The organism is Dyella sp. BiH032 (assembly GCF_031954525.1).
Lineage (GTDB): Bacteria > Pseudomonadota > Gammaproteobacteria > Xanthomonadales > Rhodanobacteraceae > Dyella_D.
In genome coordinates this window covers 4,040,217-4,059,712 of the sequence record NZ_CP134867.1, presented here as the reverse complement: position 1 = coordinate 4,059,712, position 19,496 = coordinate 4,040,217, and the positions used below count along the sequence as shown (strand labels likewise).

Here is a 19,496-nt window from a genome sequence, read left to right as displayed (position 1 = left end):
CGATGGCGGCCCCTCCAGGACTCACGGAAACGCGAGTATTACTTGCGGCAAGCGGTCGGCAGGTACTTGGCGTCGACCGTGGTCGCGGCGTTGGTGCAGGACCAGGAGACACTGCCGGCGTTGGTGATGGCGGAGAAGGCGAGGACCTTGCCATTGAGCTTGCTGTTGGCATTCGGGCCAAACGTGGCCTGGATCTGGCCCTTCGTCGTCGAGACGTCGACCTGCGAGACATACTTGCCCACGATGCTGACGGCTTTGGCGAGGCCGGCCGACGTGTTGTTCGACGGGAAGTCGCCCTTGTTGCTGTAGTACTCGCCCATCGCAGTCTTGGCGCCATCCGACAGCACCGCGCCTTCGGACACCTGCGAGCGGATCAGGTAATCCTGATAAGCCGGGATGGCGATGGCGGCGAGGATGGCGATGATCGCCACGACGATCATCAGTTCGATCAGGGTGAAGCCCTTTTGCACGTTCTTCATGATGGTTCCTCTGTTTTTGGTTAGCTAACCGTTTGATGCCCCCTGAGCCCCAGTCCCGAATCCCCCTAGGCGGGATCGGACCCCATACGTACGGTCAGGAACGACCAGGAAGCTCGCGGCAAAACAAGCAGCATGTATGCCATTTTTGCCGCCGGCATATTCCCGCATAGTGGTGGGCTTAGGAATTGTGCCTAGCTTCACGAAAGCTCACAATCGATTGCGAGTCACCGTCGCATCCGGCCGAATTGTGATCGAGCTGGCAAAGGAGTGGGTGGCCAAAATTGGGCAGTAGGTGACGCTTCTTGTCACCATGTGTGTTCCTACTGCCTGCACGAGGTCGGCAGGTACTTGGGGTCAATGGTGCTCTTGGTGCACGTCCACGTGATGCTGCCTGCATGGCTCACTGGTGAAAGTGCCAGATACAAGCTCGCGGCGTTGATATGTGTATTTGCTTTGGCCGTCTGGAATTTCACCGTGACGAGCCCTGCCGCGACGTCCACATTGGAAACATAGTTTCCGACTATCGATGTATTCGTGGCCAGCCCAGCGGATTGATTGTTTGCGGGAAACCTGCCCGTATTTGAAACGTAGTCCCAAACTGCCGTTTTAGCGCCGCCCGCCAAGCTCATGCCTTCGGCAACTTGTGCCCGAATGGCGTAGTCCTGGTAAGCCGGAATGGCGATGGCCGCGAGGATGGCGATGATCGCGACGACAATCATCAGTTCGATCAAGGTAAAGCCATGAGCTTTGCGTGCCCGGAACATGATGTAACCCCCTGGTTGATGCCTTTGGGTTAGCACGTCCTGTACCAAGCCTCTGGCCTGCCGCCTCAGCCGTCCCGAAATGTGATTGTTATCACGATGTTTCACCGGATACCCGGGGCACTGCCAGGCGCTTGCTGCCTATCCATTCGGCAACTCGCCACCCTGCATGCGCCACCAGGAGAATCTCCAGCCCCCGAAACGGAATGGAATAACGCGGCTCGGATTGAAGGACGGAGTACACCAGGGTCACGAAGCCGAGCAATAAAACCATGGCGGTATTCGCCGGTGGGCCGGTTCGGATGTTCAGCAAGGCCAGCAAGCTGCCGAGAAACATCAGCAAGGTGAGCGCTGGATCGAGGGTATGGCATATCGCGGCCAAGGCTCGCAGTGCTGGTTTGTCCCTAAATGGTGAGTAAGGCGTGGGAAAGACGTAGATATCTCCGTCGCCCACGCGTATATCCCAGTCCCATAGCAGCATGGGTTTCCACAGATACCAGCGGGTATAGCGCCACGGTTCGGTTTGCATGCGCGCGAACATAGTCGCCAGTCCCTGTGACGGGCTGGCCTTGAACACTCGGTACTCGCGGTCGATCTGTCGCAGAATTTGTTCTGCTTCGGGATCTTTGAAGATCACTTTCCGGAAGTAGCTTTCGTGGTACTCCGGCCACGACCCCTGCACGAGATTCATCACCGCCCGGCTGCTGGACGATTCTTCGGCGGTGACGTGTGTATTGCGGATAGCCCATGCGGCGGGTAGCAGCGCCATCCCTAGCAGAAGCGCAACGAGCTGCCGACCTGGCACTAGCTTTCGCCACCACAGCAGCAGGCATAGCAGCGGAACGAAGGGCAGCAGCACGGCATTGGTCATCGCCGCCAGGCCAAACGCCAGGCCCGCCGCCAGGGCCAGCCAGCGGTTGTGGTTGCGAAACGCCTGGGCGAGCAAAAGGAAGCCGAGCGCGCAGCAAAAGCCGAGCAGTGTTTCACTGAGCACGTAGCTAGTGATCGTGACGCTGTGCGGCCATACCGCTATCAGCAGGCCAGCCGCTATCAGCCAGCGATCGGGTATCCAGCGTCTCGCTGCGGCCATAAGGAAGACGACAGTCAGGGCGCCCAGCAGGACCTGGCTCAGCAGTACCGGCCAGTACCAATTCGGGAAATCGCCGCAGACGGCCATCCAGAAGGCCAGAAAAGCCGGGTAGCCAGGATCGCGGAAGTTGTCGGCGACGACCGCCGCGCTGCCTGGCCTTGATCGGGAGAACACGCCGTGATGAGCCATGTTCCACGCATAGGCGTGGTACTCGATTGCGTCCCCGCGGACCGGCCGATCGATGATGGCGTGGCTGACGTAGTACCAGCGAATGGCAAAGGCCACGACCCCGATCAATACCAGCGCCGTCCACCACCACCGCTGTGCCAACGGTTTCGCTTCGCCGCAGCGCGGCATCGTCGTATCCATCATCCCCTGTCGTTCCCTGCGGTCATACCCCGGCCGGCATCGTGTTGGTTGCCAGCATGAAAGGCAAGCTCACCTCACCCCATGCATCCACTTCTTCACCACCGGCGTCACAACCAGCGCAACCACGGCAGCCCCCAACCCCAGCCACACCATCTGCTGAAACAGCGTTCCATACTTCGCCGTAGCCATCGCCATGTCGATCTGCCCATCAGCCGGCACATCCAGCGCGGCCAGCTTGCCCAGGATCGATGCCAGCTGCTCGGAGAACGAGGTTCCCAGCCACCACGCGCCCATCATCAACCCCGCCACCTGCGGCACCGAGAGTTCGGTGACGGCCGATAGACCGATTGGAGCAAGGGCGACTTCGCCGACTTCGATCAGCAGGTAGGCCAGGACGATCCACCACACGCTGCCCAGAGCGCCGCTCGCCGGGTCCGGGTTACCGGCCATCAGTGGCAGGAACGACAGGCCGGCGAAGGCCAGGCCGATGGCGCTCTTGGCGGGCTTGGACGGGTTGAGGCCGAAGCGGTCGAGGAAAGGCCACAGCCAGGCGGCGATGGGGGAGAGCAGCACGATGAACAGTGCGCCCAGATACGTAAGCGAGCTGGCGCTCTGCGGCAGCACGATGCAGTCGCGCACGATGAAGGCGATGCCCATCAATGTCAGTCCGCCCAGCAGCAGGCCGGGCAGGCGGCCCTGGCGAAGCCGCAGTGCGATGGCGACCAGGAACGGGCTGAGTACCAGCGGCAGCGTGGACCATGGCACGGGATGTCTTTCGCGGATCACCAGCGAAGGGAACAGGTCCTTGGTCAGCATGCGGTCGTTGAACAGCACCCAGGAGCCGTAGGTCTGCTCGTACAGAGTGAAGAACAGCAGGCACACCGCGACGAAGAATACGCAGGCGAGCATCTGCTGCCTTTGCACGCGCGTGCAGCGCGCGGTCACATACCAGGCCAGCCAGCCGAGCCATGCGGCCATGGTCGCCACCTGCAGCCACAAGACCGCGCTGCCCAGTTGCATCAAAGCCCACAGCGCGGGCAGCGCAAGCGCGGCGCAGAGGTAGATCGTCCACTCCACGTTCAACGGCCCAAGCAGCCGTCGGCGCAACGCGGCCGGATTGGGCGGCTCCGCATGACCTTGCAGGTACTTCTGCCCGGTGAGGAACACGGCCAGCCCTGCGAGCATCCCGATGCCCGCCGCACCAAAGCCGTACCCCCAGCCGAAGCGCTCGCCGAGATACCCGCAGATCAAGGCCGAAAACAGCGCGCCCACGTTGATGCCCGCATAGAACAGAGTGAAGCCAGAATCGAGGCGCGGATCGTCTTCCGCGTAAAGCTTGCCGACCACGGTGGAGATGTTCGGCTTGAGGAAGCCCACACCGCTGATGATCAGCGCGAGCGAAAGATAGAACACGCTGAGCGCGAACAGATCGCGGTGCACGACGCCGTCCGGCCCGATCGTGGCCGCGTGCCCTTCCACCGCCATGCCCAGGTGGCCCAGGCACAGCAGCACGCCGCCGAGCACCACCGCTTTGCGCATGCCCAGGTAACGGTCGGCCAGCAGGCCGCCCAGTACCGGCGTGGCATAGACCAACCCGCCGTAGGCGCCGAGCACGGACAGGCTTTCGGCGTCGCTGAAGCCGTGGTGCTTGATGAGATAAAGCGCCAGCAGCGCCTTCATTCCATAGAACGAAAAACGCTCCCACATCTCGGTGAAGAAACAGACGTAGAGCCCTTTCGGATGGCCGAACAGCTCTTCCCGAAGCGGCTGCGCCGATGGGCGGGTGGCCGCGAGGCTGGCGGCGGGGTTGGCAGGATCCATGGGCGTGCCGTGGCCAAAGCGGCGAGTATAGCGAGGGCAGCGATGAGTCAGGCCGCGCGGGAGCCTGCGGTGCTGCGTTATTCCTTGCGTCGGTTGGCGCGGGCTCTTACCGTTTGCGTCTTCGTTCCGCCGAGGGAATCCCACCCATGAAACCCCTGTTCGCCGCACTGGGGCTCGCACTGGCGACCCTGCCGGCCATGGCCGCCGAGGTCGAGAGCCGTTCGCCGCATCCCTTCAATATCCGCGACCTGGTGATGATGGATCGCGTGGGCGATCCGCAGCTATCGCCGGATGGACGCTTTGCGCTGTACACGGTGCGCAGCACCGATTACGCGGCGAACAAGGGCGTGACCGCCATCTATCTGCTGGATCTGCAGCAGGGCGGGCAACCGCGGAAGGTGGTGGACAAGGGTTCGTCCCCGCGGTGGGCGCCGGATGGCAACTCGTTTTACTACCTCGCGGCCAAGGACGGGGTGTCCCAGCTGTGGCGCTGGGGATCGAACCCGCCGCAAGCCGGGCTGCTCGGCAAGACCGCCGCGGCGCCGAGCCAGGTGACGCATGCGCCGCTGGATGTCAACGCATTCGTGCTTTCGCCGGACGGCAAGCGCGCGCTGCTGAGCTTCGACGTCTTCACCGATTGCGCCGACCTGGCCTGCACCAAGGAGCGCCTGGACGGACGTGAGGCCGACAAGTCGACCGGTACGGTCTACGACAAGGTTTTCGTGCGCCACTGGGATACCTGGGCTGACGGTCGTCGCGCGCAATTGTTCATCGCCGACCTGGACAACGCCGACGAAGCGCCTAGCCTGCTGAGTCGTGGCATCGACGGCGACGTGCCGAGCAAACCGTTCGGCGGCGACGACGAGTTCGGCTTCTCGCCGGACGGCCGCACGGTTTATTTCGGCGCGCGCATCGCGGGCAAGACCGAGCCGTGGTCGACCAACTTCGACGTCTTCAGCGTGCCGGCCGACGGTTCCATGGCGCCGAAGAACCTGACCGCCGCCAACCTCGCCTGGGATGCGTTCCCGGTGGCTTCGCCGGACGGCAAGACGCTGTACTACCTGGCCATGAAGGATCCGGGTTCCGAGGCGGACCGCTTCGCCATCACCGCCCTGGATCTGGACAGTGGGCAGAAGCGCGAAGTCGCGCCGGATTGGGACCGCTCGGCCGGCAGCCTCAAGATATCGGCCGACGGCAAGACGCTTTATGCGACCTCCGATGACCACGGGCAGCATCCACTGTTCGCCATCGATGTGGCTACCGGCAAGGTGCGTACGGTTGTCGGCGAGGGATCGGTGGGCGGCTATGACCTGGGCAAGTCCCGCTTGCTGCTGCAGCGCGATGACCTGAAGCACCCGGCCGACCTGTATGTGTCCGACCTGCAGGGCAAGGGCTTGAAGCAGGTGACGCACTACAACGCACAGCGCCTGAAGAACACGCAGATGGGCGATGCGGAGTTCTTCACCTTCAAGGGTTGGAACAACGAGACGGTGCAGGGTTACGTCGTCAAGCCTGCCAACTACAAGTCCGGCCGCAAGTATCCGGTGGCCTTCATCATCCATGGCGGCCCGCAGGGCGCGATGAGCAATGCGTGGAGCTATCGCTGGAACCCGCAGACCTACGCGGGCCAGGGCTTCGCTGTCGTCACGATTAACTTCCATGGTTCCACCGGTTACGGCCAGGCGTTCACGGAGTCGATCTCGGGCGACTGGGGTGGCAAGCCGCTGGACGATCTCAAGGCCGGCTGGAAGGCCGCGCTCTCCAAGTACAGCTTCCTCGATGCCAACCGTGCCTGCGCGCTGGGCGCCAGCTATGGCGGCTTCATGGTGTATTGGATCGCCGGTGTGTGGAACGAGCCTTGGAAGTGCCTGGTCGATCACGACGGCGTGTTCGACACCCGTTCGATGTACTACTCCACCGAAGAACTCTGGTTCGAGGAAAAGGAAAACAGCGGAACGCAGTATGAGCATCCGGAGAACTACGAGAAGTTCAACCCGCTCAATCACGTGAAGGATTGGCGCGTGCCGATGCTGGTCGTTCACGGCGGCAAGGACTTCCGCATCCCGGACGTACAGGGCCTAGGAGCGTTCACCGCCATGCAGCGCCGCGGCATTCCCAGCCAGTTCCTGCACTTCCCCGATGAGAACCATTGGGTGCTCAAGCCGCAGAACAGCGTGCAGTGGCACGAGACGGTCAACGCATGGCTGAAGCAGTGGACCGCGGACGATGGCGGCAAGAAAAGCGGGAAATGATCGGTCCCGTTGAATGAAAAAGGCGACCCTCGGGTCGCCTTTTTCATGCGCGCCATTCGGCGGCCTCAAAGCCAGCGTGAGCGTTTGAGCCAGACGAAGATGCCGCCCACTACGCCGATCACCAGGCAGATCATCGCGGGATAGGCCCAGCTCTTGTCGAGCTCGGGCATGTGGTGGAAGTTCATGCCGTACCAGCTGGTGATCAGGGTGGGTGCCGCTAGCATCGCGGCCCAGCCGGCCAGTTTCTTCATGACCTCGTTCTGGTTGAACGTCACCAGCGAAAGGTTGATGTTGATCGCGGCCGCGAGCATTTCGCGCATCGCGCTGATCGACTCGTTGACGCGGAAGACGTGGTCGTAGACGTCGCGGAAGTACGCACGCAGTTCGTCCTGGATCAGGTGCGGATGCATGCGTACGAGCTGGCTGATGATGTCCTGCAGCGGTGCCACCGCCAGGCGCAGAGTCATCAGGTCGCGCTGCATGTCGTACAGGCGCCGCACCGTGCCGCGCTTGAAGGTGTCGCCGAAAATGTCCTTCTCGAGCTCCTGCAGCTCTTCCTTGAACTCACGCACGATCGGCAGCAGGTTGTCGACGATGAAGTCGAGCACGCCATAGAGGCCGTAGCTGGGGCCGAGCGCCAGCAGATCCGGGGTGTGCTCGCAGGCGCGGCGGGCCGGCGCGTAGGAGAGCGATGCGCCGTGGCGCACGGTCACCAGGTAGCGCGGTCCCAGGAAGATATGCGTCTCGCCGAATGCGATGTTGCCGTTCACCAGCTGAGCGGTCTGCACCACGATGAACAGCGAATCGCCATAAGCCTCGATCTTGGTGCGCTGGTGTGCGTGCTGCGCATCCTCGATCGCAAGATCATGCAGGTCGAACTCCTCCTGCAGCTTCAGCAGCAGCGACTCGTCCGGTTCGTGCAGGCCGACCCATACGAAGGTGTCGGGTTCCTTCAGTACATCGCTGATCGCATCGAGCGTGATGTCGCCGATTCGTCGGCCGTCGCGGGTGTGATAGGCAACGCAATTGACGACCATGCCCGGCATGGCGGCGTCGGTTGTGGAAAGGACTGGGGCGCTCGTTTGCATGGGCGCATGATGCCCAGGGCTTTGTTACGCGTTCAATAGCGCGACGTCGAGCGGCGTTTGCGGGACCGGTCAGCCGAGGCGCCGCAACCCCCGCCGCATACTCCACGACAACGCCAGCCAGCACGGGATCGCGAACAGCAGCCAGGGCTGGTTCTGTTGCACGATGCCGGGGAGCAGGTGCAGGGCCATGGCGGCGGCCAGGGCGATGAGCTGCAGCAGGAGGATACGGTCGGCGAGGCGGGAGGCGGCGAGGCCGCGGCGGGCGCGCCATAGCGAGGGCAGCAGCAGGAAGGCGAGGGGATTGAACAGCAGCAGGTTCGCGTTTGCCCAGGCGGAGTGATGCGTGGTGAGAGTCCACAGCACCAGCAGCAGGACGCCCACGATGCCGGCGGCCACCAGATAGAGCGTGCCGAACAGGGCGAGTCCGGTGGGCCAGTGTCTGGCACTGACGATCAGCAGCGCGGCGAAGACGAGTCCGGCCACGGCCAGGGGCATGCGCAGGTCGGGTGCCTGGTCCGGAGGAACGTCGAGGCGGTTCGGCGAGAGCAGGGTGCCTTCGCCGGTCAGCGAGCGGGTGCCGCCCGCGCCATCGTCGATGTTCACGTGCGCGAGTTCGCGCTGCAGAACCATCGGCAAGAAGCTTTCCTGCCAGGCGCTGAGCGGCTGGTCGGCGTACGGGCCGAGGCCGAGGTCGAGGATCAGCATCAGCCATGGCTGCGCACTCATGAGGCGTGCGGTCTGCTGGCGATAGGTCATGCCGCCGGCGCGCGTTTCCAGCTGCTTCCGGATCACGCCGCCGAGGGCACGGTCGAGTGCGTCGCGCACGCGGGTGGTGCAGTTGTCGGCGTAGTAGTCGTAGTCGTAGCGGGCGTTCTCGGGCCGCAGGTTCCACAGGAGGAAGTCGCGCAGCGCGGCGGCCTGGTCAGGCGTGAGTGCCAGCGGCTGGCGCGTGACGGAGCGCCCGGACTGGACGTAGAAGCGCTCGTCCAGTTCGCTGGGTGCCGCATCCATCAGGTAATGCATGCGGCCGCGCGCGAAATTAAGCAGGAAGCCGCTCTCGTCGAAGTCGAAAACGCCGTAATTGAAATTGACCGATTCGCCGCTGACCGTGTCGCGCAGCTGGATCGCGTCGTGGCCGAAGCGTTCCCAATAGGTTTCGCCCGGCCCGTAGGTGACCAGGGCGACTTCCAGGTTGGCGCCCGGGGCGTTGGCGACGCCCGCGTGGGCCTGCGCGAACACGCCTCCCAGCAAAGCAAGCAGCAGGAGGGTGCGAGCGACCAGGCTCATCGTGGGCGTTTCCTTCGAGCGGTGGGAGGGCGGCGGCTCAGCCTGCCGCCAGGCGGGTGACGCGGAACTGCTGCACGCGGCGGTCGTCTGCCTCGGTGACGTGGAACAGGTAGTCGCCGATGACGACCTCTTCGCCCACTTCGGGCAGGTGGCCGAACTCGGACGTGGCCATGCCGCCGACGGTGTCGAACTCCTCGTCCGAGAACGCGGCGCCGGCCTGCTCGTTGAAGTCGGCGATCGGCGTGAGCGCGCTGACCATCCAGCCGCCGCCGGCCTGCTCGTGCATCAGCTGCGGCTCTTCCTCGTCGTCATGCTCGTCGTCGATCTCGCCGACGATCTGTTCCAGCACGTCCTCGATGGTGATGAGCCCGGCGACGCCGCCGTACTCGTCCACCACCAGCGCCATGTGGTTGCGGGTATGGCGGAATTCCGCCAGCAGCACGTTGAGGCGCATGGCCTCGGGAATGAGCACTGCGGGGCGGAGGATCGTGATGATGCTGAAGTCCTGGTCCCGGCCCACGAAGCGGAGCAGGTCCTTGGCCAGCAGGATGCCCAGGATCTCGTCCTTGTCCTCCCCGTGGACGGGGAAGCGGGAGTGGCCGGATTTCACGACGATGTCGAAGATCTCGCGCAGTGGCGCGTCGGCGGAGATCATCACGATCTGCGCGCGCGGCACCATTACGTCGTCGACGCTGAGCTCGGTGACCTTGATCGCGCCCTCGACCATGGCGAGGGTATCGTTGGAGAGCAGGCCGTTGGCCTGGGCGGAGCGCAGCTCCTCGATGAGCTCTTCGCGATTGCGCGGTTCACCGGAAAAGAGATGGCCCAGTCGATCCCACCACGTGCGGTGGGCCGGGCCGTTGGTACTGCCAGGGTCCTCGTTCATTACGCTTGCGGGTGTGCCCGGAAGACGGGCGGAAAGCCGAGTCTAGCCCAAAACTCGTGACAATTCAGGGCCCAAGCCCCACCGGCATGGCGTCCGCACGGGCGGCTCAGGCGTAGGGATCGGCGATGCCCAAGCCAGCGAGGATGCGGGTTTCGAGGGCTTCCATGGCTTCGGCCTCGGTGTCCTCGATGTGGTCGTAGCCCAGCAGGTGCAGCACTCCATGCACGGTCATGTGGGCCCAGTGGTCGCGCGGATCCTTGCCCTGTTCCGCCGCCTCGCGCGCGACCACGGGCGCGCAGATCGCCAGGTCCCCGATGAGCGGGAGGGCGACGCCGGGCGGCAGCTCGGCGGGAAAGGAGAGCACGTTGGTGGCGTAGTCCTTGCCGCGGTAGTCGCGGTTGAGGGAGCGGCCCTCGGCCGTATCGACGATGCGGATCGACAGCTCCGCGGCCTTGCGCCGGCGGGCCCCGCGCAGGGCCGCCTCGGCCCAGCGCCGGAAGCTGGCCGGGGAGGGCACGCCGGCGCGTGGCGCGGCATAACCGACCGACAGGGTTAGCGGCGACGCGGCGGCCGGCTGGCGCGCCGTCCTCACCTTGGCCGGACTCACCTGGATTCCTCTGGCTTCTGTTCGAAGGCCTCGTACGCGCGCACGATCTTGGCCACCAGCGGATGGCGTACGACATCGCGCGAGGTGAAGAAGGTGAAGCTGATGCCGTCCACGCCGCGCAGCACTTCGATCGCGTGGCGCAGGCCCGAGCGCACGTTGCGCGGCAGGTCGACCTGGCTGACGTCGCCGGTGATCACCGCCACCGAGCCGAAGCCGATGCGGGTGAGGAACATCTTCATCTGCTCGACGGTGGTGTTCTGGGCTTCGTCGAGGATCACATACGAGTCATTGAGCGTGCGACCGCGCATGTACGCGAGCGGCGCGATCTCGATAACGTTGCGCTCGATCAGCTTGGCTACTTTTTCGAAGCCGAGCATTTCGTAGAGCGCGTCATACAGCGGGCGCAAGTACGGGTCGACTTTCTGCGAGAGGTCGCCCGGCAGGAAGCCCAGTTTCTCGCCGGCTTCCACCGCGGGGCGCACCAGCAGCAGACGCTGCACGCGGTTGGCTTCGAGCGCTTCCACCGCGCTGGCGACGGCCAGGTAGGTCTTGCCGGTGCCGGCGGGGCCGACGCCGAAATTGATGTCATGCGTAGTGATGGCGTGCAGGTAGCGCGCCTGGTTGGGGCCGCGTCCCTTGATGACGCCGCGCTTGACCTTGATGACGACTTCCTGCGCGCTCTCGGCCGCCTCGGCACTGAGTGCGTCGATACCGGATTCGGCCAAGTGGAGATTGATCCGCGGGCCGGTGAGCGTCTCGTGTTCGGTGCTGTCGTACAGGGCGCGCAGCACTTTTTCGGCGACGCGCGCGGGCGCGTCCTCGCCGATGACCTGGAACAGGTTGCCGCGGTGGTCGATTTCCACGCCCAGGCGCAACTCGATCTGGCGCAGGTGTTCGTCGAACGGGCCGCAGAGGTTGGCGAGGCGGGCGTTGTCTTCGGGGTCGAGCGCGAAGTCGCGCTGATTGAGCTCTGTCATAGGCGCGCGAGAGTAACGCGCGGCGCCGGCCAGGGCTACCGCGCCATGCATGGGGCCGATGGGTGTAGGGCGCCATGGATCGGCTCCTGACACAAGTCGAGGCTTGCAAATAATTAATCGTTTAATTAATTTTTCCGCCATGCCCAGGACCAAGACCTCAGCCAAGCCGAGCCGTGCCGCGGGACGCCCTACCCGCGGTGCCCGCGACGACCGCGACCTGCGCGCTCATCTGCTCGACGTGGCGCTCGCTCGCTTCGCGCGTGACGGCATCGGCGCCACCCCGCTGCGCGCCATCGCGCTGGATGCCGAGGTCACGCCGGCGATGCTGCATTACTACTTCGGCGACAAGGCGCAGCTGAAGCAGGCGGTGATCGACGAGCGCCTGCTCCCCGCCTTGATGCCCGTCCGCGAGCGGTTGGCCCAGGCGGGGGACGATCCCAGGGTGCTGGCCGACATCTTCGTGCGCGGCGTGGGCGAGGTGGTGGCCCGTCACGCCTGGCTGCCTCCGCTGTGGGTGCGCGAGGTGTTGTGCGAGGGCGGCGAATTGCGCGAGGTGCTGTTCCATCAGCTGCTGCCGAACGTGCCGAAGCTGCTGGCGCAGCGGTTTGCCGCCGCGCAGGCGGCCGGCGCGCTGAATCCGGGGCTGGACCCGCGCCTGCTGGTGGTGTCGCTGGTCGGATTGACGCTGTTTCCTGCCGCGGGCGCTCCGATCTGGCGCCGCGTGTTCGAGGCCGACGATCTAGGGCCGGACGCCTTGGCCAGGCACACGCTCGCCTTGCTCGAAAACGGCCTGGCTGGACGTCCTTCCGGAGTTTCCTCATGAACTGGCGCATCTTCTTCGTCGCGGCTCTGGCGTGCCTGTCCGGTTGCCACAAGGCACCGCCCCAGGCCTTGGGCACGCTGGAGTACGACCGGATCGGCCTGCCCGCGCCGGCCGCGGAGCGTGTGGTGGCGGTCGACGTGCGCGAAGGCCAGGTGGTCACGGCCGGCCAGCCGTTGCTGCGGTTGGATCCCACCCACACCCTGGCCCAGCTCGCCGCCGCGGAAGCACAGGCGAAGCAGCAGCAGGCGACGCTGCTAGAGCTGCGCGTGGGGCCGCGGCAGGAAGACATCGCCAAGGCGCGCGCCGACTTGGCTGCCGCCGAAGCGCAGGCACGCGATGCACGGGCCTACTACCAGCGCCTGCTGCCGCTGCAGAAAGATAACTACGCCGCGGCTGCCGACATCGATCGCGCCCGCGCAGCCGCCGGCGGCGCCGACGGGCAGGTCGCTGCGGCCCGCGCAACGCTGGACGCGCTGGTGCACGGCACGCGTCCCGAGCAAATCGCGCAGGGCGAGGCCGCGCTGGCCGCCGCCCTGGCGCAGGCCGAGGCGCAGAAGGTGCTGCTGGGCAAGCTCGCCCTGGTCGCGCCGCGCGCGGGGCGCGTGGACAGTCTTCCCTACAAGCTGGGCGACCAGGCGCCGGTGGGGGCGCCGTTGGCGATCCTGCTGGCCGGTGACGCGCCGTACGCGCGCATCTATCTGCAGGAACCGCTGCGCGCGCGGTTGCGCGTGGGCGATACGGTGCAGGTGCACGTGGATGGCCGCGACAAGACCTACGCGGGCAAGGTGCGCCTGATCCGCAGCGAGCCTGAGTTCACGCCGTACTACGCGCTGATCGGCGAGGACGCGGCACGGCTCAGCTACCTGGCGGAAGTCACGCTGGGAGCGGATGCCGCCGACCTCCCGGTCGGCTTGCCGGTGCGCGTGGACTATCCGGAGGGCAAGCCGTGAGCGAGCAGGGCGAGGGCATGGCCATTCGCGCGAGCGGCCTGACCAAGCGCTTCGGCCAGCTGACCGCGGTGGACCACGTGCATCTCGAAGTGCCTGCGCGCCACGTCTATGGTTTTCTCGGGCCGAACGGCTCGGGCAAGTCGACCACTATCCGCATGCTGTGCGGTCTGCTCACGCCCAGCGAGGGAGACATCGACGTGCTGGGGCTGCGCATTCCGAAGGAGGCGGAGGCGCTACGCAAACGCATTGGTTACATGACGCAGAAGTTCTCGCTGTTCGAGGACCTGAGCGTGCGCGAGAACCTCGAGTTCATGGCCGCGGTGCAGGGCGTTCCGAAGGAGCGTTCGGCCAGGCGGGTCGCCGAGCTGGTGGAGCAATACCGCTTCGGCGATCGCGAGCAGCAACTGGCCGGGACCATGAGCGGCGGGCAGAAGCAGCGGCTGGCGCTGGCCTGCGCCGTGATCCATGAGCCGGAGCTGCTGTTCCTGGACGAGCCCACCAGCGCGGTGGACCCGGAATCGCGGCGCGACTTCTGGGAGAAGCTCTTCGAGCTGGCCGACGAAGGCACCACCTTGCTGGTCTCGACGCATCTGATGGACGAGGCCGAGCGCTGCCATCGCCTGGCGGTGCTCGATCGGGGCGTTCTGGTGGCGGACGGAACGCCCGCCGAACTCACCGGCAAGCTGAAGGGGCGAACCTTCATCGTCTCCGGCGGCGATGCCCGGCGTGCGCAGCACGCGCTGGCCGATGCCCCCGACGTGCTCGGCGCCGCGCAGGTGGGCAACGAGTTGCGCGTGCTGGTGCGGGAAGGCAGCGTCGCTGGCGAGGAGGCGCGTGCGCGGCTGCAGGAGAGCCTTTCCGGGAAAGTCGACGGCGCCAAAGTGGAGCCGGTCATGCCGAACCTCGAAGACGTTTTCGTCGCGGTCACGCGCCAGCAGCGGAAAGAGGAGCGGGCCTCGTGAGCTGGCGCCGGCTATGGGCCATCGTGATCAAGGAGCTGCGGCAGCTGAGCCGCGACCGGATCACGCTGGCGATGATCGTGGGCATTCCGGTCATCCAGCTGGTGCTGTTCGGCTATGCGATCAACACCAATCTTCGCGGTCTCGATGCGGGCATCGTCGACCAGGCCAACACCGCGGGATCGCGCGCGCTGGTGATGGACATGCTGGCGACCGGGGTGATCTCGCCGGTGGCGCGCGCCGATACGCCCGAAGAACTGGTGACCATGCTGCGCCGGGGCGAGATCAGCCTCGGCGTGGCGGTGCCGCCGGACTTCGAGCGGCGCCGCTACGACGGCCGGCAGGTCGCGCAGATCATGGTGGACGGTAGCGACAACGTGGTGCAGAGCGCCGCGATGCAACTGGCGCAGGTCCCCGTGGATGGCGCCGCGCCGGATACGCGCGCGCCGCTGGTCAGCACGCCGGCGGCCGGCCCGATCAGCATCGTGAGCTTCTACAACCCGCAGCGGCGCTCGGCGGTGAACATCGTGCCGGGATTGATCGGCGTGATCCTCACCATGACCATGGTGCTGTTCACGGGCATCGCCATCGTGCGCGAGCGCGAGCGCGGGAATATGGAACTGCTGATCGCGACGCCGCTGAGCAGCGCGGAACTGATGATCGGCAAGGTGCTCCCCTACATCGGCATCGGCCTGATCCAGACAACGGTCATCCTGGCGCTGGGGCGCTGGCTGTTCGACGTGCCGATCCACGGCAGCCTGCTCGATGTCTACCTCGCCGCCGCGCTGCTGATCCTGGCCAACCTGACCATGGGGCTGCTGATTTCCACGCGCGCGCAATCGCAGTTCCAGGCGATGCAGATGACCTTTTTCGTGTTCCTGCCGTCCATCCTGCTGTCCGGCTTCATGTTCCCCTTCGCGGGCATGCCGCGGGTCGCGCAATGGCTGGCGGAAGTGCTGCCGCTCACTCACTTCCTGCGGCTGATTCGCGGCGTGATGCTGCGCGGCGCAGGGCTGGGGGAGATGTGGCGCGAGGTGGCGGCGCTGGCGGCGTTCACCACGGTGATGATGGCGGCGGCGATCCTGCGTTTCCGCAAGCGCCTGGATTGAAGAAGGCGTGGAACGCAGGCGGAGAGCACCGCAGCGGTGAGGCGCTCATGCGCTGAGGGTCGCTTCGCTCACCCCAGCGGGTTTCTTCAGGCGGCCTGCTGATCGTCGGCGGTGTGCACGCGGCCGCGCAGCGAGTTGGTCATGGCTTCGGTGATGACCACATCCACGAACTGGCCGATCAGGCGGGCGGGGCCGGGGAAGTTCACGTAGCGCATGTTCTCGGTGCGGCCCGTGAGTTCGTTGGGGTTCTTCTTGCTGGGTTTTTCGACCAGCACGCGCTGGACGGTGCCGACCATCGCCTCGTTGATCTTCTTCGCGTTGGCGTTGATCGCCGCCTGCAGGCGTTCCAGGCGCTGGTGCTTGACCGCCATGGGCGTGTCGTCGGCGAGATTGGCGGCCGGCGTGCCGGGGCGCGAGGAGAAGATGAAGGAGAAGCTCTGGTCGAAGCCGATGTCCTCGATCAGCTTCATGGTCTTCTCGAAATCCTCGTCGGTCTCGCCGGGGAAGCCGACGATGAAGTCGGACGAGATGCAGATGTCCGGGCGTACGGCGCGCAGCTTGCGGAGCTTCTGCTTGAACTCCAGTGCCGTGTAGCCGCGCTTCATCGCGGCCAGGATGCGGTCGGAACCGGCCTGCACCGGCAGGTGCAGGAAGTTGGCGAGCTGGGGCACGTTGGCGTAGGCCTCGACCAGCGAGTCCGAGAACTCCAGTGGATGCGAGGTGGTGAAGCGGATGCGGCCGATGCCTTCGATCTGCGCGATGGCGTGGATCAGCACGGCCAGATCGGCGGTGCCGCCGTCATGCGTGGCGCCGCGATAGGCGTTGACGTTCTGGCCCAGCAGGTTCACCTCGCGCACGCCCTGCGCCGCGAGCTGGGCGACCTCGACCAGCACGTCGTCGAAGGGGCGGCTGATTTCTTCGCCGCGGGTGTAGGGCACCACGCAGTACGAGCAGTACTTCGAGCAGCCCTCCATGATCGAGACGAAGGCCGTGGGGCCTTCGGCGCGGGGTTCGGGCAGGCGGTCGAACTTTTCGATCTCGGGGAAGCTGATGTCCACCTGCGGCTTGCCGGTGGCGCGCTTGGCCTCGATCAGCTCCGGCAGGCGGTGCAGGGTCTGCGGGCCGAACACCAGGTCCACGAACGGGGCGCGCTTGATGATGGCCTCGCCTTCCTGCGAGGCGACGCAGCCGCCCACGCCGATCAGCACGGGTCTGCCGCCCTGCTTGTATTCCTTCCAGCGGCCGAGCTGGCTGAAGACCTTCTCCTGCGCCTTCTCGCGGATCGAGCAGGTGTTGACCAGGATGACGTCCGCCTCCGACTCGTCGGTGGTCAGTTCCAGGCCATGGGAAGCCTTGAGCACGTCGGCCATCTTGGCCGAGTCGTACTCGTTCATCTGGCAGCCGTGGGTCTTGATGAAAAGCTTGCCGCTCATGGCGCAGGTACCGGTAGAGAAGGGGCGTGGGACGCCGAACCGCGCAGTTTACGCGCCCGCCGCCCGGCATGCCAGCGAAGGGCTTGTGCGATCAGGGACTTGCGTCCGTTCCGGTGGCCGGGGTGGCGGCGAGTTTGTCGGCGCGCACGAAACGGGGAGGCGGCGCTTGGCTTGCCCCCTCGGCGGGGGCACACTGCGCGCCATGTCAGACGCCGAGCGACAAGGGGAAAGCATCGGCTCGTCCTCGCGGGCTTTCCGTCCCGGCCTGGCCCTGGGCCGGGCAGCATTCGCATGCCTGTTTCTTGGTGGTTCGCTGTGGCTGGCGCCGGTCCATGCCGGCGGTCTCTATCGCTGCATGGGTTCGGCTGGCGAAACGGTCTACAGCAATAGCATGCAGGGCTACCAGGGCTGCCAGAAGATCGCGAACGTGGCGGACGTGGCTCCGCGCGCCAAGGCCAGGGTCCCGGTGCCCCCGGCCGCCTCGCTGGCCTGGGTGAAGGGTGGGGCGCAGACCACAGCGCAGGTGTTGCCGGAGCCGTCGCTGATCGGTGTGCACGGCGACGTGGCGACGTCGGGCAAGCCTTTGCCGCCGGTCGTCGCGCCGGTGGCCGCAGGGAAGGCCGGCCAATGGACTTACAGCGAATCCAAGGCCGCTACGGATTCGGTCGCCGCCGCGCCTCCGCCGCCTCCGGCGGGCGACCGGGTGCTGCGCGGCGCGGTGTATCGCGTGACGCGGCCCGACGGCAGCGTCGAATACACCAATATGAAACCCGCGGGACAGGGCACGCATGCGGTGACCATGCTGTTCACCTACATCTCCACCTGCGTGGCGTGCAATCTGCATTCGCCGATCCGGTGGGACAGCGTGCAGCTCAACCTGACCGCCTATGCCGACACCATCCGGCTGGCCAGCGCCGAGTTCGGTCTGGACGAAGCGTTCCTGCGCGCGATCATCCACGCCGAAAGCGCCTATAACCCGCGGGCGCTGTCCATCGCGGGCGCGCAGGGCCTGATGCAATTGATGCCGTCCACCGCCAACGACATGGGCGTGCGCGATGCCTTCGACGTCGACCAGAACATCCGCGGCGGCGCGCGTTATCTCGCCCTGCTGCTGAAGAACTTCAACGGTGACGAGCGCCTGGCCGCGGCCGCATATAACGCCGGGCCGGGTGCCGTGCAGCGCTACAGCGGCGTGCCGCCCTATGCGGAGACCCAGGTCTACGTGGAGCGGGTGGGGACGTTGCGCAAGCGCTACGGAGCGGTGACCCGCCCGCCGGTGGCTTCGGCCCAGGGGAGCGGACCCGGCCGCGGCTAATCGTCCAACGAAGCGGTGGGCGTCAGGGGCGGGCGCTGGGCGAGCGTGACGTCGGTATGGAACGGCGTGCCGTTGCGCAGCCCAGACACCTCGGTCTTGCTGCCGGGCTGGAGCGCGGCTTCGCGCCGGCGAAGGTCCGCGGGATCCACGATGTCGTCCTTGCCGATGCGCAGCAGGATGTCGTGCGGCTGGATGCCGGCCTGGGCAGCCGGGCCGCCCGGATAGACGTCCGTCACCTGCGCGCCGCGCGCGGCGGCGGGCAGGCCGCTGTCGGCGGCCACGGGCACGAAGGTGTAGTCGGCGCCCAGCCAGCCGCGGACGACATGGCCGGTATCGATGATCTGTTCCAGGACCTTCTTCGCGCTGCTCACTGGAATGGCGAAGCTGATGCCTTCGGCGTTGGCGGCCTTGCCGATCAGCAAGGTATTGATGCCCACCAGCTCACCGTCCGTGTTGACCAGCGCGCCGCCGGAATTGCCGAGATTGATGGCGGCGTCCGTCTGGATGAAGTCTTCCGGGCTGGAACTGCTCAGCTGCCGGCCGATAGCGCTGATGATGCCCATGGTCACGGTCTGGTTGAGGCCGAGCGGATTGCCGATCGCGAGCACGACGTCGCCGGTGCGGGCGGGCTGTTCGTCGGCGAAGGGGATCACGGGCGGGCTGGAGACGTCGATCTTGAGCACGGCCAGGTCAGTCTCCGCGTCCGCGCCCACCAGCTGCGCCTTCGCCACGCGCCCGTCGTAGAGCAGGACCTGGATGTCATCGGCCTTGGCGATCACGTGATTGTTGGTCAGCACATAGCCTTGGCTGCTGACGATCACGCCCGAGCCCAGGCTCTGCTCGCGGCGCTTGTAGATGGCAGGGCGGCCGCCGAACAGGCGCTGCAGCACGGGGTCGGTGTACATCTGCACGCCCTGCTCGGTGACCATCTTGTTTGCGTAAATGTTGACCACCGAGGGCGCCGCCTTGGCGACCGCATCCGCATAGGAGACCGGTCCGCTCGCCCGACCCCGGATGGCGGGCGCCGGCTGGCCGGAGGAGAGCGGGGCGGTGTGCAGGCCGATGCCGGCGCGGAGGCGGTCGGCGACACCGGGCCACAGAAGGCTGACGATGAAGGCCAGGGCGAGGCCCAGGACAACGAAGCGGGCGATGAAGGCGAGCGTGCCGACGGCTTGTTTCATGAGGAAAAGTGAGCTGTGGCAACGCCCTGGACGGAGGGTGTGGATCGACGCAGGCGCCTGACCGGTTTTATTGTACGGGCCAGGGGCTGACGCTACACTAACGCGATTT

At 65.9% G+C, this 19,496-nt stretch carries 17 protein-coding genes; 6 read left to right on the top strand and 11 right to left on the bottom strand.

Features of this window, described 5'->3' with window-relative positions:
• Positions 1–38: 38 nt before the first annotated feature.
• From RKE25_RS17930 to RKE25_RS17915, 4 genes are all read right to left on the bottom strand, one after another.
• Positions 39–479 carry a pilin gene (locus tag RKE25_RS17930; RefSeq protein WP_311839449.1) on the bottom strand — a complete coding sequence of 147 codons (441 nt, stop codon included), beginning with the start codon at positions 477–479 and terminating at the stop codon, positions 39–41.
• Between the two features lie 320 nt (positions 480–799).
• Positions 800–1,243: a pilin gene (locus RKE25_RS17925; protein ID WP_311839448.1), complete on the bottom strand. Its 444-nt coding sequence runs from the start codon at positions 1,241–1,243 to the stop codon at positions 800–802.
• Between the two features lie 91 nt (positions 1,244–1,334).
• Positions 1,335–2,702 carry a hypothetical protein gene (locus RKE25_RS17920; protein WP_311839447.1) on the bottom strand — a complete coding sequence of 456 codons (1,368 nt, stop codon included), beginning with the start codon at positions 2,700–2,702 and terminating at the stop codon, positions 1,335–1,337.
• Between the two features lie 66 nt (positions 2,703–2,768).
• Complete coding sequence (locus RKE25_RS17915) at positions 2,769–4,520, bottom strand: oligopeptide:H+ symporter (RefSeq protein WP_311839446.1); 1,752 nt, start codon at positions 4,518–4,520, stop codon at positions 2,769–2,771.
• A 146-nt stretch (positions 4,521–4,666) separates the two neighbouring features.
• On the opposite strand from RKE25_RS17915, the gene RKE25_RS17910 reads away from it, so the two are divergent.
• Positions 4,667–6,772: a S9 family peptidase gene (locus RKE25_RS17910; RefSeq protein WP_311839445.1), complete on the top strand. Its 2,106-nt coding sequence runs from the start codon at positions 4,667–4,669 to the stop codon at positions 6,770–6,772.
• A gap of 65 nt (positions 6,773–6,837) precedes the next feature.
• Here RKE25_RS17910 and corA read toward each other — a convergent pair whose 3' ends face one another.
• The 5 genes from corA to RKE25_RS17885 all read right to left on the bottom strand — a co-directional run bounded on the left by corA (position 6,838) and on the right by RKE25_RS17885 (position 11,617).
• Entirely contained in the window at positions 6,838–7,809 is a 972-nt protein-coding gene (corA, locus tag RKE25_RS17905) for a magnesium/cobalt transporter CorA (RefSeq protein WP_311842425.1), read from the bottom strand.
• Between the two features lie 120 nt (positions 7,810–7,929).
• Positions 7,930–9,147 (bottom strand): DUF4105 domain-containing protein, encoded by a 1,218-nt coding sequence (locus tag RKE25_RS17900; RefSeq protein ID WP_311839444.1) that lies wholly within the window; start codon positions 9,145–9,147, stop codon positions 7,930–7,932.
• Between the two features lie 37 nt (positions 9,148–9,184).
• Positions 9,185–10,033 (bottom strand): transporter associated domain-containing protein, encoded by an 849-nt coding sequence (locus RKE25_RS17895; protein ID WP_311839443.1) that lies wholly within the window; start codon positions 10,031–10,033, stop codon positions 9,185–9,187.
• Positions 10,034–10,139: 106 nt separating this feature from the next.
• Positions 10,140–10,625: an rRNA maturation RNase YbeY gene (gene ybeY / locus RKE25_RS17890; RefSeq protein ID WP_311842424.1), complete on the bottom strand. Its 486-nt coding sequence runs from the start codon at positions 10,623–10,625 to the stop codon at positions 10,140–10,142.
• An 11-nt stretch (positions 10,626–10,636) separates the two neighbouring features.
• Complete coding sequence (locus tag RKE25_RS17885) at positions 10,637–11,617, bottom strand: PhoH family protein (protein ID WP_311839442.1); 981 nt, start codon at positions 11,615–11,617, stop codon at positions 10,637–10,639.
• A gap of 139 nt (positions 11,618–11,756) precedes the next feature.
• Between RKE25_RS17885 and RKE25_RS17880 the strand changes: the two genes are divergently transcribed.
• From RKE25_RS17880 to RKE25_RS17865, 4 genes are read left to right on the top strand one after another with little or no spacing between them, the layout of a single operon-like run.
• Positions 11,757–12,440, top strand: a complete 684-nt coding sequence (locus tag RKE25_RS17880; RefSeq protein ID WP_311839441.1) for a TetR/AcrR family transcriptional regulator — start codon at positions 11,757–11,759, stop codon at positions 12,438–12,440.
• Positions 12,437–13,390 carry an HlyD family efflux transporter periplasmic adaptor subunit gene (locus tag RKE25_RS17875; RefSeq protein ID WP_311839440.1) on the top strand — a complete coding sequence of 318 codons (954 nt, stop codon included), beginning with the start codon at positions 12,437–12,439 and terminating at the stop codon, positions 13,388–13,390. Before RKE25_RS17880 ends, RKE25_RS17875 begins: the two co-directional genes overlap by 4 nt.
• A gap of 23 nt (positions 13,391–13,413) precedes the next feature.
• Positions 13,414–14,352 carry an ABC transporter ATP-binding protein gene (locus tag RKE25_RS17870; RefSeq protein ID WP_311842423.1) on the top strand — a complete coding sequence of 313 codons (939 nt, stop codon included), beginning with the start codon at positions 13,414–13,416 and terminating at the stop codon, positions 14,350–14,352.
• Positions 14,349–15,458, top strand: coding sequence for an ABC transporter permease (locus RKE25_RS17865; RefSeq protein WP_311839439.1), 1,110 nt, complete (start codon positions 14,349–14,351; stop codon positions 15,456–15,458). Before RKE25_RS17870 ends, RKE25_RS17865 begins: the two co-directional genes overlap by 4 nt.
• An 86-nt stretch (positions 15,459–15,544) precedes the next feature.
• Here the strand turns inward: RKE25_RS17865 and miaB are convergent, their stop codons facing one another.
• Entirely contained in the window at positions 15,545–16,891 is a 1,347-nt protein-coding gene (gene miaB, locus RKE25_RS17860) for a tRNA (N6-isopentenyl adenosine(37)-C2)-methylthiotransferase MiaB (protein ID WP_311839438.1), read from the bottom strand.
• A 202-nt stretch (positions 16,892–17,093) separates the two neighbouring features.
• On the opposite strand from miaB, the gene RKE25_RS17855 reads away from it, so the two are divergent.
• Positions 17,094–18,206 carry a lytic transglycosylase domain-containing protein gene (locus RKE25_RS17855; RefSeq protein WP_311839437.1) on the top strand — a complete coding sequence of 371 codons (1,113 nt, stop codon included), beginning with the start codon at positions 17,094–17,096 and terminating at the stop codon, positions 18,204–18,206.
• Here RKE25_RS17855 and RKE25_RS17850 read toward each other — a convergent pair.
• Positions 18,203–19,387 (bottom strand): trypsin-like peptidase domain-containing protein, encoded by a 1,185-nt coding sequence (locus tag RKE25_RS17850; RefSeq protein WP_311839436.1) that lies wholly within the window; start codon positions 19,385–19,387, stop codon positions 18,203–18,205. The two genes, RKE25_RS17855 and RKE25_RS17850, sit on opposite strands and share 4 nt — an antisense overlap.
• Positions 19,388–19,496: the final 109 nt, after the last annotated feature.

Bases quoted from the DNA above. Each gene is read 5' to 3' on its own strand.
- RKE25_RS17930 (WP_311839449.1), bottom strand. From the start codon at position 479: ATGAAGAACGTGCAAAAGGGCTTCACCCTGATCGAACTGATGATCGTC.
- RKE25_RS17925 (WP_311839448.1), bottom strand. From the start codon at position 1,243: ATGTTCCGGGCACGCAAAGCTCATGGCTTTACCTTGATCGAACTGATG.
- RKE25_RS17920 (WP_311839447.1), bottom strand. From the start codon at position 2,702: ATGATGGATACGACGATGCCGCGCTGCGGCGAAGCGAAACCGTTGGCA.
- RKE25_RS17915 (WP_311839446.1), bottom strand. From the start codon at position 4,520: ATGGATCCTGCCAACCCCGCCGCCAGCCTCGCGGCCACCCGCCCATCG.
- RKE25_RS17910 (WP_311839445.1), top strand. From the start codon at position 4,667: ATGAAACCCCTGTTCGCCGCACTGGGGCTCGCACTGGCGACCCTGCCG.
- corA (WP_311842425.1), bottom strand. From the start codon at position 7,809: ATGGTCGTCAATTGCGTTGCCTATCACACCCGCGACGGCCGACGAATC.
- RKE25_RS17900 (WP_311839444.1), bottom strand. From the start codon at position 9,147: ATGAGCCTGGTCGCTCGCACCCTCCTGCTGCTTGCTTTGCTGGGAGGC.
- RKE25_RS17895 (WP_311839443.1), bottom strand. From the start codon at position 10,033: ATGAACGAGGACCCTGGCAGTACCAACGGCCCGGCCCACCGCACGTGG.
- RKE25_RS17885 (WP_311839442.1), bottom strand. From the start codon at position 11,617: ATGACAGAGCTCAATCAGCGCGACTTCGCGCTCGACCCCGAAGACAAC.
- RKE25_RS17880 (WP_311839441.1), top strand. From the start codon at position 11,757: ATGCCCAGGACCAAGACCTCAGCCAAGCCGAGCCGTGCCGCGGGACGC.
- RKE25_RS17875 (WP_311839440.1), top strand. From the start codon at position 12,437: ATGAACTGGCGCATCTTCTTCGTCGCGGCTCTGGCGTGCCTGTCCGGT.
- miaB (WP_311839438.1), bottom strand. From the start codon at position 16,891: ATGAGCGGCAAGCTTTTCATCAAGACCCACGGCTGCCAGATGAACGAG.
- RKE25_RS17855 (WP_311839437.1), top strand. From the start codon at position 17,094: ATGTCAGACGCCGAGCGACAAGGGGAAAGCATCGGCTCGTCCTCGCGG.
- RKE25_RS17850 (WP_311839436.1), bottom strand. From the start codon at position 19,387: ATGAAACAAGCCGTCGGCACGCTCGCCTTCATCGCCCGCTTCGTTGTC.